Annotated in this window: 16 protein-coding genes; 3 read left to right on the top strand and 13 right to left on the bottom strand. The window is 37.8% G+C overall.

Translation table 11 applies throughout. The features are described from left to right. Positions 1-7: 7 nt before the first annotated feature. From mgtE to J4Q03_RS07110, 6 genes are all read right to left on the bottom strand, one after another. Complete coding sequence (mgtE, locus tag J4Q03_RS07135) at positions 8-1,330, bottom strand: magnesium transporter (protein WP_426047510.1); 1,323 nt, start codon at positions 1,328-1,330, stop codon at positions 8-10. 172 nt (positions 1,331-1,502) lie between these two features. Continuing rightward, positions 1,503-1,667: a bacteriocin-like protein gene (locus tag J4Q03_RS07130; protein ID WP_426047509.1), complete on the bottom strand. Its 165-nt coding sequence runs from the start codon at positions 1,665-1,667 to the stop codon at positions 1,503-1,505. A 29-nt stretch (positions 1,668-1,696) separates the two neighbouring features. Beyond that, positions 1,697-1,840 carry a bacteriocin-like protein gene (locus tag J4Q03_RS07125; protein ID WP_157967960.1) on the bottom strand — a complete coding sequence of 48 codons (144 nt, stop codon included), beginning with the start codon at positions 1,838-1,840 and terminating at the stop codon, positions 1,697-1,699. A gap of 36 nt (positions 1,841-1,876) precedes the next feature. Further along, a complete protein-coding gene (locus J4Q03_RS07120; protein ID WP_157963374.1) occupies positions 1,877-2,020 on the bottom strand; it encodes a bacteriocin-like protein in 144 nt (47 codons plus the stop codon). Between the two features lie 36 nt (positions 2,021-2,056). Beyond that, positions 2,057-2,200, bottom strand: a complete 144-nt coding sequence (locus J4Q03_RS07115; RefSeq protein WP_426047508.1) for a bacteriocin-like protein — start codon at positions 2,198-2,200, stop codon at positions 2,057-2,059. 290 nt (positions 2,201-2,490) lie between these two features. After that, entirely contained in the window at positions 2,491-3,042 is a 552-nt protein-coding gene (locus J4Q03_RS07110) for a pyruvate decarboxylase (RefSeq protein ID WP_426047507.1), read from the bottom strand. Between the two features lie 174 nt (positions 3,043-3,216). Between J4Q03_RS07110 and rpsO the strand changes: the two genes are divergently transcribed. Then, positions 3,217-3,486, top strand: coding sequence for a 30S ribosomal protein S15 (gene rpsO, locus J4Q03_RS07105; protein ID WP_034704056.1), 270 nt, complete (start codon positions 3,217-3,219; stop codon positions 3,484-3,486). A gap of 48 nt (positions 3,487-3,534) precedes the next feature. On the opposite strand, the gene J4Q03_RS07100 is transcribed toward rpsO, so the two are convergent. Beyond that, positions 3,535-3,903, bottom strand: coding sequence for a DUF4260 domain-containing protein (locus J4Q03_RS07100; RefSeq protein ID WP_426047506.1), 369 nt, complete (start codon positions 3,901-3,903; stop codon positions 3,535-3,537). A 139-nt stretch (positions 3,904-4,042) separates the two neighbouring features. After that, the gene (locus J4Q03_RS07095; RefSeq protein WP_426047505.1) at positions 4,043-5,464 is read right to left on the bottom strand and encodes a sugar MFS transporter; all 1,422 of its coding nucleotides are present in this window, start codon (positions 5,462-5,464) and stop codon (positions 4,043-4,045) included. 439 nt (positions 5,465-5,903) lie between these two features. On the opposite strand from J4Q03_RS07095, the gene J4Q03_RS07090 reads away from it, so the two are divergent. Beyond that, entirely contained in the window at positions 5,904-8,183 is a 2,280-nt protein-coding gene (locus J4Q03_RS07090; RefSeq protein ID WP_426047504.1) for a polyribonucleotide nucleotidyltransferase, read from the top strand. A 211-nt stretch (positions 8,184-8,394) separates the two neighbouring features. Continuing rightward, positions 8,395-8,739 carry a TfoX/Sxy family protein gene (locus J4Q03_RS07085; RefSeq protein ID WP_426047503.1) on the top strand — a complete coding sequence of 115 codons (345 nt, stop codon included), beginning with the start codon at positions 8,395-8,397 and terminating at the stop codon, positions 8,737-8,739. A gap of 43 nt (positions 8,740-8,782) precedes the next feature. Here J4Q03_RS07085 and J4Q03_RS07080 read toward each other — a convergent pair whose 3' ends face one another. The 5 genes from J4Q03_RS07080 to J4Q03_RS07060 form a co-directional block, all read right to left on the bottom strand. Continuing rightward, entirely contained in the window at positions 8,783-9,841 is a 1,059-nt protein-coding gene (locus tag J4Q03_RS07080) for a nucleotidyltransferase domain-containing protein (protein ID WP_426047502.1), read from the bottom strand. A 62-nt stretch (positions 9,842-9,903) separates the two neighbouring features. Beyond that, entirely contained in the window at positions 9,904-10,551 is a 648-nt protein-coding gene (locus tag J4Q03_RS07075; protein ID WP_426047501.1) for a hypothetical protein, read from the bottom strand. 4 nt (positions 10,552-10,555) lie between these two features. Continuing rightward, positions 10,556-11,293 carry a nucleotidyltransferase domain-containing protein gene (locus J4Q03_RS07070; RefSeq protein ID WP_426047500.1) on the bottom strand — a complete coding sequence of 246 codons (738 nt, stop codon included), beginning with the start codon at positions 11,291-11,293 and terminating at the stop codon, positions 10,556-10,558. Between the two features lie 157 nt (positions 11,294-11,450). After that, positions 11,451-11,588, bottom strand: a complete 138-nt coding sequence (locus J4Q03_RS07065; RefSeq protein WP_426047499.1) for a hypothetical protein — start codon at positions 11,586-11,588, stop codon at positions 11,451-11,453. 292 nt (positions 11,589-11,880) lie between these two features. Beyond that, a complete protein-coding gene (locus J4Q03_RS07060) occupies positions 11,881-12,906 on the bottom strand; it encodes a helix-turn-helix transcriptional regulator (RefSeq protein WP_426047498.1) in 1,026 nt (341 codons plus the stop codon). Between the last annotated feature and the right edge of the window lie 43 nt (positions 12,907-12,949).

Here is a 12,949-nt window from a genome sequence, read left to right as displayed (position 1 = left end):
GCCTAAATTACAAAAGTTTTCCTGTCAGAAAAAGTCCGGCTACGGAAAAATAGATAATAAGTCCGGTAACATCTACCAGAGTAGCCACAAAAGGCGCGGAAGAAGTAGCAGGGTCGAGATTCAGTTTTTTCAGGATAAAAGGAACCATGGATCCTGAAATCGTTCCCCAAAGTACGATCATCACAAGAGAAACTCCTACACTCAGGCCCACATAAGGCCAGTACATTCCGTAATCGAAAAATCCTGCTTCATGCCACACCATAATCCTTAAAAATCCGATAACACCAAGAATACTGCCCAGAGCGAGCCCGGTAAAGATCTCTTTTTTCATCACATACCACCAGTCTTTCAGCCCGATTTCCTGGAGAGCCATAGCCCGGATAATAAGGGTTGCTGCCTGGGAACCGGAATTTCCTCCACTGGAAATAATTAAAGGTACAAATAAAGCAAGTACAACGGCTTTCTGAATTTCATCTTCAAAAAAGCCCATTGCTGAAGCAGTCAGCATTTCCGAAAAGAAAAGAATAATCAGCCACGTACCCCTCTTTTTGATCATTTCCATCAGTGAAGTCTGCGTATAAGGATCATCTAATGCTTCAAGCCCCCCGAATTTCTGAATATCTTCCGTATTCTGCTGTTCAATCTGGTCAAGGATATCATCAATAGTTACAATGCCTACAAGGACACCGGCCTCCGTAATGATGGGAAGGGCAGTCCGGTCATATTTTTCAAAATAAGTTACCGCATCCTCCTTGGAAGTGGTTGTCATTATTGCTACAAAATGATTGTCGGTCATATCCGAGATCAAAGTATCTTCTTCTGCCAGCAGAAGGCTTCCTAAAGCAATATCATCAATCAGGCGGTTCCTTTCATCCACTACATAAAGATGGTTCATGGTTTCCACTCTTTTTCCGACTTTTTTGATCTGCTGAAGACATCTTTTTACCGTCCATTCTTTACGGATCTGGATGTAGTAGGGAGTCATCAGACGGGCAATAGAATCTGAGTTGTAGCCAAGGAGCTTCAGGGCAATCCTTCTTTCCTGAGGATTAAGATGATTGATGGAATACTTGATCAGTTCATCCGGAAAGTCCTCAAAAAGGGAGGTTCTGTCATCCGGAGTCATTCCGTTCAGGATTTCAGAAACTTCTTCACTTCCGATACTTCGGATGGTTTCTTCCTGGAAATCAGGATCAAGATGAGAAAAAACTTCTGCTTTATATTCCTTCGGAACTTTTAAAAATGCCAAAAGCCTCTCATCAGCAGGAAGATTGCTAAGAGTTTCGGCGATATCGGCAGGATTAAAGATAAGTTCGTCTCTGGAATTCAAAACGTGAATTTTTTGGATATGCAAAAATAATTCAAAAATTTAAGACTATGAAGGAAAGACGAAAAATTAAGATTAATAAAACATTAAAATAAAGCAGAACATCTTTTTGGAAATAAAAAACACCCGCCGGAGCGGATGTTCAAAAATTAAATTTAATTCATAAATACCTATATTATTCAAGAATAGGTCCGCATAAAGGGTAAGGAGAAGGCATACACATACCTCCGTCACAGCATTCCCCGAATCTACACTGGCTGTGGTCCTGACATTTTCTGATCAATTGGCCACCGTTGATTTGCTGCTGCTGTTTCCTGGTGAGTTTTTTTAGATTTTTCATGGATATTTTGTATTAAGTAAAAAACTGATTTATTCTTCAATACAGTCATATTCCATACAAACGCCCCAGCAGCAGAAACCAATGAAACATGGTCTGGTTGCGCTGCATCTTTCAATAGCTCCCCCGTTGATTTTTCTTTGTTGTTCTCTGTTGAGTTTCTTTAAATTTTTCATGGTAAATATTTTTTAGTTCAATAAAAGATAAGACTCTTAGAATTCAATACATGCTTGTGGGCTACATACTCCATCACAACACCATCCAACGGTGCATGGTCTGGTTAAACTGCATCTTGCGATAGTCCCGCCATTGATCTGGCTTTGCTGCTCTCTGTTTAATTTCTTTAGATTTTTCATATCAATAATTCTTTTAATCATTAATAAAAATCTGTATTAGAACTCTATGCAGGCATATTCTTTACAGGCACCATCACAGCACCATCCGATACTGCATGGGTTGGTAAGGCTGCATTTAGTGATGGCTCCGCCATTGATCTGTCTCTGTTGCTCTCTGTTGAGTTTCTTTAAATTTTTCATATTATTTTAGTTTTAATTTGTAGCACTAAAATAATAAAAAATATTTAATTATTCATTACTTGGTGAAAATATTTATCTAGTAATCAGATTGTTCTGGGTGTTTCCCGAATTTATCAAAAAAGCGTAGATAGAAAAAAATTTTGGGGAAGTGAATTATGGGATAGTCAATTGTGAATTGTCAGTTTATCAACAGTTAACTATGGACAATTAAAAATAGTGTTGATAATGATTCGTGAATAGTGAATTGTCAATGAGTGAATTTTTTAACAGTAACAATTGCCCATTGACTTTTAAAGCTCTGCTCCAGCCCCGGATTTAAGTTTTCTGAGTTTTTTCAAAATCCCCTTGATCGCTCCGTCTGTTCCTATTTTAATAGAATTTTCGGTGGAACCTAAAAGACGCATATTTTTCCGGTAAGTATCATAATCGGTTTCCGTGACCAGATTTCCTCCTGCATCAAAAAGTTTCATGCTTACTACAACCTGATTGGAAAATACATATTTACCTATTCCTACCTTGAAATATCTTACTTTGGGAACAACGGCGAAATCAGCATCGTTATTGACACAGTAATCCGTGATGGTTTGTTTTTCAATACTGTCGAAAGGAATCTGCACTTCAGCTCTGAGTATTTTATTTTTCCTTCCGCTGAAATTATCGGAAACGGCACTGAAAAAAGCAAGATTTGTAGGTTCTTTGATTTCCTCAATATCCGGTTCTACCTCGGGATTGAAGTATAGGATTTTTTTTGTCTTGTTGTCGGCATTTTTCTGTGCTTTTACCGAAATAAAACCAACCAGTAAAAAAGTTCCGACAGCTGTAAAAAATATAAATTTTCTCATTGTGTAATTCGTATGCAAAATTACTGCCTTTTCACCGGATGACATACAATTTATTAAGAAATTTTTAACATTTTTTTCTATCAAAATCAATAAATGAAATCGATAATGTTTGCAGAATCAAAAAATAGTCTTAATTTTGCACCCGTTACATAATAATCATTAAACAATATTGGAATGTACTTAACAACAGAAAAAAAAGCAGAAATTTTCGCAAAACATGGAAAATCTGCACAGGACACAGGAAGTGCTGAAGGACAAGTAGCTCTTTTCACTTTCAGAATCAACCACTTATCTCAGCATTTAAAGGCTAACCGTCACGATTTCAACACAGAGAGATCTCTAGTGAAATTGGTAGGTAAGAGAAAAAGCTTATTGGATTATCTTAAGAAAAAAGATATTACAAGATACAGAGCTATTATCGCTGAACTAGGTTTAAGAAAATAATCTACAGAGATTTTCAAATAAAAGCAACTTCGAAAGAGGTTGCTTTTTTTATGTTCCCACTTTTTTATCTTTTCCAATTCTCCCCAAATGTGTATTCTGAAAACTGTCGGGATATTTCAATCCATAGCCCAGTATCCTGTCGAATGCTGAATGGGCAAACACTATGGCACCCACCATCTGAAGATAGGGAAGAGAAAGGAAAGTTCCGGCAAGGTATATGATGACGGCCAATCCAAGGTGATGAAATAAGTTGTAGAAAAATGCTCCTGCTTTATTATTGAAGACATACCCCAGCATGGAAATGTCCGGAGCCAGGAATAATCCGGCAAACCACCACCAGGAAAGCTCTGTCTGGCTAAAAGCAAATAGTCCCAGTAATAAAAAGGCAAAATATTCCAGCTGTAATTGAATTTTCATAAGAATAAAGGTGTTGATTGCCTGATAAGTATGCTGCTCACTATAAAAGTTACTCTCTACATTAGATTTAAAAACAAAAGTGAGACGTTTAAACATCTCACTTTAATTATTAAGTTAAATTTTGTATAAAAATAGTTTACTAGTGTCCGGATTTTGCTTCAGTGCTTTCCACATGCCCTAAATACTTACTGCAGTATGCTCCAAAGATAAGAATTACCAGATAACAGAATAGCGGAATGATAAATGAATGCTGTACTCCCAGCTGATCAGCAAGATATCCCTGGAAAATAGGAACGATAGCCCCTCCCAATATAGCCATGACCACTAAAGAAGATCCCTGGCTGGTATATTTACCCAAACCTGAAATGGCCAGAGTATAAATATTGGAAAACATAATAGAGTTAAAGATCCCGATTCCCAGAATGCTGTACATCGCCAGTTCACCGTGATTAACCATCGCAGAAATAAGAAGGACAACATTTACTGCTGCGAAAATAGATAATGTTCTTGCCGGAGCTGCTTTACCGATGAAGAAAGCAATAAAATTAAGTACAATAAATACAAGGAAAAAGCTGACCTGTGCAAAGCTTAGGTCTACGATACTGAAAATAACTAAGAAAACAGCTGCAGCCGCACCCAGCATATATACAGCCTTTTTACCCTGGCTCAACGACTGGTTCAAAGAAATAGCGCCGAGAAAACGTCCGATCATTGCGCCACCCCAATAAAGTGCAAGATAATTTTTGCTGATGATTTCATTAAAACCCATGATTTGAGGCTGCTCCAGAAAGCTGATGATGAAGCTTCCCACCGCCACTTCTCCGCCTACATAGCAGAACATAGCAAAAACTCCGAATTTCAGATGGCTGAACTGAAGAGCACCCCATCCTTTTACGATCTCTTCTTCCTGGGTCTGGAAAGAAGGCAGTTGTACCCTCGAAATTAATAATGCAACCAATAACAGGATTCCTGCAAAGATCAGGTAAGGAATTCTTGTGGCCACAGCACTGAAAGAACCGTCGGGAGCTGAGAAAAATTCAAAGATAAGATGGCCTCCCAGCACCGGCGCAATTGTGGTTCCGAAGGCGTTGAAAGCCTGAGTCATATTCAGCCGGCTGGAAGCCGATTCTTCGCTTCCGAGTAATGACACGTATGCGTTGGCCGTGATCTGAAGCACAGTAAAGCCCAGCCCCAGAATAAACAAAGCCCCCAGAAATAAAGGATAATAAGAAAAAGTTGCTGCCGGATAGAATAAGACACATCCAAAGGCAGCCAGAAAAATTCCAAACATGATCCCCTTCTTGTAGCCTGCTTTATTAATAGGATCTCCTTTTGAAATAGAGATCAGAAAATAAATCAGTGAACCAATAAAATACGCTCCGAAAAAACAGAACTGTACCAGCATCGATTCGAAAAAGGTGAGTTTGAAAAGCTGTTTCAGATAGGGGATCAGGATATCATTCATACAGGTAATGAATCCCCACATAAAAAAGAGCAAAGTAATTGTAATTAAAGGAATAGTGTAATTCCTGCTCTGTGTTTTTACTTCTTTATTGGTCATAAACATTTATTTATTTGAAAAAGAACCGTTAAGCTCTTTTCAGTTGTTTCGTCTGCTGCATACATATTTTGAGAAGCATGGCAAATATAAGGCAGTGATCTGTTTTTCTGCAACTTTCAGAAGACTTTTCTTTAGATAAAATGTATCTGATGCCTTATTTGCACTTTTTGAGACAATAATACGAAAACAACAGGATTTAATAATCAATTTACTTTAAAAAAAACATTTTTTATCATCCGGAAATAATGAACAGGTTAAACAGGCCGTCAGTAATTTTTACATCTTTGATAAAAAAGGAGGGGAAATCTTACGATTCTGAGTAGTATTTCTGAGACTGAAAATTTAATATCTCATTATTATATGGTATATTTGCAGACGAAAATTTAGACGAAATATCAATAATTAAAGCACTCAATACGGAGTGCAACACAAACAATTTATGAGTATACCTCAAGCAATTACAGAAACGATTATTCTTGCAGACGGCAGAGAAATCACAATTGAAACAGGAAAATTAGCAAAACAGGCTGATGGTTCTGTAGTCGTAAAAATGGGCGGAACAATGCTTTTAGCAACTGTTGTAGCCAGCAAAGAAGCAAAAGACGGAGTAGATTTTCTACCCTTAACTGTAGATTACAGAGAAAAATTCTACGCAGGAGGAAAAATTCCTGGAAACTTTTTTAGAAGAGAAGCCAGACCATCAGATCAGGAGATCCTGACCATGCGTTTGGTAGACAGAGTTCTTAGACCATTATTCCCTGAAGATTTCCATGCTGAAGTTCAGGTAATGATTTCATTAATTTCTTATGACGGACAGTCAATTCCTGATGATTTAGCAGGTCTTGCAGCTTCTGCAGCCATTGCTATTACAGATATTCCTTTCAACGGACCAATGTCTGAAGTAAGAGTCGTAAGAATCAACGGTGAACTTTCTATCAACCCTAAATTTGAAGATCTTAAAATTGCTGACCTTGATATCATGGTGGGAGCAACTAAAGATTCTATCGTAATGGTAGAAGGGGAGATGAAAGAAATCTCTGAGCAGGAAATGCTTGAAGCGATCCAGTTTGCTCACGTAGAAATCAAAAAACAGGTTGAAGCTCAGGAAAGATTAGCTGAAAAGGTAGGTAAATCTTTACCGAAAAGAGAATACAGCCACGAAAATCACGATGAAGCCATCCGTGAGAAAGTGTGGAAAGAAACATACGATAAAGTATATGAAGTAGCGAAAACTCCTTCAGGAAAAGAAGAAAGAGGTGAAAAATTCAAAGCTGTTCTGGATGAGTTTTTGGCTCAATATGTAGATAATGCTGAAGAATTAGAAAGAGTAACCCCTTTCGCTAAAGTATATTACCACGATGTAGAGAAAGAAGCGATGCGTCAGATGATTTTGAATGATAAAATCCGTCTTGATGGTCGTGATCCTGAAACTATTCGTCCAATCTGGAGCGAAATTGATTATTTACCGGGAGCTCACGGTTCTGCCATCTTTACAAGAGGGGAAACTCAGTCTTTAACAGCTGTAACGTTAGGTTCAGTGAAAGATGCGAACATGGTAGACAGCGTAATGGTAAATTATGACGAACGATTTTTCTTACATTATAACTTCCCGCCGTTCTCAACTGGTGAAGCAAGACCTTTAAGAGGAACTTCAAGAAGAGAAGTAGGACATGGAAACCTGGCTCAGAGAGCTTTGGCAAATATGATTCCTGAAGAGAATCCTTACACCATCCGTATCGTTTCTGATATTTTAGAATCAAACGGTTCATCTTCTATGGCAACTGTTTGTGCCGGAACTTTAGCATTGATGGATGCCGGTATTCAGATTGCAAAACCTGTTTCTGGTATTGCAATGGGATTGGTAACAGACGTTAAAACCGGAAAATTCACTGTTCTTTCTGATATCTTAGGAGATGAAGATCACCTGGGAGATATGGACTTTAAAGTAACGGGAACTGCAGACGGTATCACCGCTTGTCAGATGGATATCAAAATCCAGGGTCTTTCTATGGATATCATGGAAAAAGCTCTTCTACAGGCAAGAAACGGAAGACTTCATATCTTAGATAAATTAAATGAAACTATTTCTGCTCCAAGAGAAGATGTGAAACCGCACGCTCCGAAAATGGTAATGCTTGAGATCTCTAAAGATTTCATTGGTGCTGTGATCGGGCCTGGTGGAAAAATCATTCAACAACTTCAAAAAGATACAGATACTGTTATTGCTATTGAAGAAGTAGGAGAAATCGGAAGAATTGAGATTTCTGGTGTAAGCAGAGAAAAAATCAATGCAGCGATCGCCAGAATCAACGAGATTACATTTGTACCAGTAGTAGGTGAAGTGTACCAAGGAAAAGTAGTGAAAGTAATGGATTTCGGAGCTTTCGTAGCGATTGCGAAAGGTACTGAAGGACTTCTTCACATTTCTGAAATCGAATGGGCTCGTCTGGACAAAGTTCCTTACAACGAAGGTGACGAAGTAGAAGTGAAGTTCATGGGTTATGATGACCGTAAAAAAATGAAACTTTCAAGAAAAGTTCTTTTACCAAGACCTGCAAGACCTGAATCTAAACCGAGACCGGAAGGACAAGACAGACCTCAAGGTGACAGAAGACCGGAAGGACAGGGCAGACCTGACAGACCGGCAAGAAGAGAAGAGAATACAAGACCGGAAGGGGAAACACCTGCCGGAGATCAAAATCCTTCATCTGAAGCTTAAGATTAAATCTTATATTATAATGAAATCCCTCAGAAATGAGGGATTTTTTTGTGACAAAATTGAATGTTTATGCTTTTCCCGGATCGGGCAGATAATGCTGATGTTGGCGTTAAAACTTATTAATAGTATGATTTGATTTGACGACAACTCAAAAGAAAAAATATGTTTAGTAGCCACTTTTTAGTTAAATTTAAAATATAAAATTATTTTTATGGCTTACAGTATTGAACTTGCGGACAGAATCCGTGAACGGCTTTCAGAATTTCCGGATCTTGAGATCAACGAAAAGAAAATGTTCAGTGGATTATCATTTTTGGTCAATGGTAAAATGTGCATCAATGTGAGCCATGATAATCTCATGTGCCGTTATCATCCTGATCTGGAAGAGGAAGTTTCGGAAAGAACCGGCTTTCTTCCGATGATCATGAAAGGGAAACAGCTTAAAGGCTATTGCTATGTGGAACCTGCAGGTTTTCAAAAGCCTGATGACTTTGAATACTGGATAAAAATATGCCTGGATTATAATTCGACAGCCAAAGCTTCAAAGAAAAAATAATCTTAATATTCCTGATAACTTTAAATGTCAGGAATATTAAGATTTAACCGTATAAGTTTTCGCGTATCTCTATTAAGATTTTCTCCGTCTTTTTTATGTCCGGATACTCGGGAAGGGTAGAAGCTGCGTGATGAAGTTCTATAGACTTTATCAGATCTTCTGCTTTTTGCATGACCGCTTCATAGGACCAGCTTCCGGCTTTGATATCGAGTAATTCCTCTCTGTTGTCTACGCGGATATTTAACGAATTGGTTTTGAATATATGCTCGCAGGACTGCAATAAACGGATGGTGTGCATCATGTTTTTACTGTCATAATTCTGTCCGTGTTCCTGGTTGACGTTATAACGGTCTTCATTACGTTCGGAAACCCATTTCCAGTATTCTTTATAGTCTTTGCAGTGCGTGGAATAGGCATCCAGATTACAGAAGAGATAGGCTGTTGGTTTTTCGTCCTTCGGAACGGAGGATACAGACACCTGGTTGGCTTCTTCATGCTGGACCATTCCCTTATACCCTAAAGTTTCGGATTCATCATAAAACACGGCGTACATTCCTTTGGTATTCCCGATATTGACCAGTCCGCATTTTTCCTGCATCTTTCCGCTTTCTGAAAGCCATTTCTTAAGAGGAACCGATCCCTGATCTTCAAGAATATAACAAAAATCGAGAACGGATTTTCTTTCTTTTTCTATGGGATTAAGGATTTTTTTATTCAGTCCTTTAGCCTTTTTGATCTGTGAAACAGCATATCCGGCAAAAGTATCTTTACATAATTTAGACAAAAAATCTTCCGGGCGGAGAAGATCCATTAGCGGATGTTTTTGCAGAATACAATCTTCCGGACTTGCCAGCATTTTCAGAATATTAGGGTTGTTTTTCTGTAACAGCTCTACAAATCTCCCGATTTCATAATAGGTGATATCATTGGTCTCGTTAGAAATCTGCGGTATATAATTCAGTCCGTAAAATTCTTCCTTTGGGAGATAATATACGCCACGGATATCTGTGTCGGAATTTTCAGTGGCCAGCCCGAAAGAGCGGCTTCCGGAGATGGCTTCGAAGAGGATGAGGTTGTTGGATTTTAGGTCTTTGATGGTCATGATGAAATTGTTTAGCAAATTATTTTTTATTGTATACCATAAATTATAATGTTTTACAGGCTTCAGTGATTGTAAATTGTTTTTAAAATTTCATCACTCACCAACCGGTAATGATTTAAAGTCCTGTATTTTATTGTTTTTCCATTATATTCTATATCTTCACTCATTCCATGATAACATCCGCCGGAATATCCCTTTTTGTCGCTGCTCAGAATCAAATATTCCGCTCCTCCGCAATCAGCGTAAACATCAAGTACAATCATGAGATCGTCCTGGTTTCTGCCACGCTCTTCATAGCACAGATCAAGGAATGAAAGGTCAATATGCTCAGCCCTGAACTTATTCTCTTTACGAACAAATTCACACTCTCCTTCTTCAAGAATTTCCTGAAGCAATTCAGAATCTGCATGGTTTCCAAATGTTTCATAATATCTTTTAATGACATACCTTATAAAATTCTCTGTATAAAAGATAATTTCATAATTATAATGATTCATTTCTTCCCAGAAAACCCGGTAATAGAAATTGGTTTCAGCAATACTGTATCTTGTAAAAAAGTCCTTATAAACATCCGGAATAATCAATCCATATTCTTCCCTCAAATATTCACATCTTTTGAGAAAAGGATGAGTTGAAAGTTTGGGTACAGTATTAACTTTCCGTTCTGGAGTAGGTGTGACCTTCTTTTTAAAAAAGTTAAATATTTTCATTTTTTTATTTTAGTATGTGTCTGAAAATCTTTTCCATTTCACTTTTATCAGTCCTCCCACTTCTAAGGCTTTTCGATTTTTCTTCGTTTTCTAAAACGGTCTTCTCCAAAAACCCAAAAAGTTCCCAATCATTCGGGTGCTCATAAGATTCTCCTTTGGTAGCTTTTAAAGCGATAAGATCTTCTATTTTTTTTCGGGTATAACCATCAACCAAAACTAACAGCTCACTGAATAAAACCGGAGGAACCGTTCCTTTTTTTATGATCCATTTTCCGGTCAGTGTAGTTCTCAGACAGTAAAAATAGCTTTTCAGTTTTACTTCATCACTTCTGCAGGCTTCCAGATATTTTTTACTCATGCTCAGATAGTGGTAAGAGACCGCTATTGGAGAAAAACAGGCATCAGCCAGAGGCCTGAACAGTTCCACAAACTTATCGTCCTTTTTGTAAACGATAGGAGAATAAAACAAAGCTGCATTGGACTTCAATAACAAATGAAATGTTTTCCGGAGGTCCCATCCCGAACCGTCCAGATCATCCTCAGTCATGAACTCTATGGTTTCGTCTTTATCCCAGGGAGAAAGATACCAGTCTTTTTCATGTCGGTAGATAAAGCGTATGTCATAATCGCTGTCCGGGGAAGCAAAACCCCATGCTCTGCTTCCTGATTCCACAGCCAAAAGGACTTCTACACCGCGTGTTTCCTCTATTTCTTTTATTTTCTCTAGTATTTTTGGTGTCATTATGTTCAATTTTAAGGCAAAGTAAAAGTAGGAGTGCGCAGTATTTTTGCGTAGATTTTCCGTGAAAGTTTAATTTGAAACAATTCAACAAAAAAGAGGCTGTACATACTAATGACAGCCTCTTTTCAATAAAATTAAATTCTAACTACTTCTACTTTTAAGCAGTAATCTGCTTTGTTTCTTTTCCTTTCTCCGCTTGTTTTTTATCCAGTTTCTGAGATATCTTTTTTACGATGTATTCTATCGCAATAGGTGCTATAATGGCAATCAATGCTTTAAATATTCTTGATTTCATAGTAAGATTTTTTTAATGTATAAATTAATACAATTTCTGAGCCATTTTAAAAATGGTAGGATTGATCGGTGTTGTAGAGGATATCATTAGGCTGATTTTTTACCACCCTGTCAAATCTTCGATTTGCCGCCCTCCAAGGAGAGGGAATTCTGATCCGACGAATTTAATCATCATAAAAATCGTAGATTTTCAAGGAAAATTAAGTGATCTTCTTTTCAGACATCCTGTCACTTAAAAATAACTAAAGTGTTTAAAAAATTTGTCCCTTTTGTGGTTAAAAATGTAGAAAGAATTAAATCAACCCCTCATCAGGAACTTCTAAATTTTCATAGTTTTTACATCCAGCTCTAAATTTATCCTGAAGCTTTAACCTCAGCTTTCTAGGTTGATGAACAATCAGACATTCTCCAAAACCCAGCAGCACTCTTTCGAGTTCAAAATTAATCTGTACACAGATCTTAAATAATGTGCCATCCTCCGTTTCGCTTATAATCTCCTGACTTTTATGAAGCGGTTTTGTTTTTACATAAGGCGCATTGGAAGAATCTACAAAGAAAACAACATTTCTGGGAGCCATCGTTTCAGAAACCGTAACCCCTACAATATCTTTAAAATATTCATCACCGTCCAGGTCTTTATCAATATACTGGATGTTTTCCTCCACATCAATCTTTTCCATTCTGTCCAGGGCTAAATTGTACATTTTACCTTTATGCTGACAGATCAGGAACCACCTGTTATTAAACTCCTTCAGAAGCTGCGGGTGAACCACATAATGACTGGATTCCCGGGCGGTAAAGCTGCGGTAGAGAATATTGAGCACCCTTTTGTTAGAGATGCTTTCATAGAGAATATCAATATGCTCAAGCCCTTTCAGCTGTTCATTTTTATCCAGATGAATGATTGATTTCTGTCCGGTGGAATGAATGGAATCCTCCAGTTTCTGAATGACCCCGTTCATCTCTTTAAACATGGAGAAATCCTTAAACTGTTTCAGGATCTGAACCGCGTTATTCATTGCTTTCAAATCGCTTTCATTCACGGAAATATTGTGGATGCTGTATTCAGGATCGCTGTAGCGGTAGTATTTTCTGTCGTATACTTCAATGGGGGCTTCATATCCGAATTTCTCACTCCGCATATTCTGCAGGTCCAGCTGAACCGTCCGCCTGCTTACATAAGATTCCTTACCTTCAAACTCAAACAGGGCATCAGAGCACGCATCAATAAGATCTTCCAGCGTATATTTTCGGTATTTGTTCTTAAGACATTTATCTAATGTTTTGTAACGGATGAGGGCATTTTTATTGGATGACATGGTTGTGTGGTTTTTTGTGATAGAATGAAAGGGGGAGCGAATA

Source organism: Chryseobacterium sp. NFX27, assembly GCF_049887855.1.
In the GTDB taxonomy this organism is placed as follows: domain Bacteria; phylum Bacteroidota; class Bacteroidia; order Flavobacteriales; family Weeksellaceae; genus Chryseobacterium.
The sequence above is the reverse complement of the archived record's forward strand: the minus strand, read 5'-3'. Positions and strand labels throughout refer to the sequence as shown.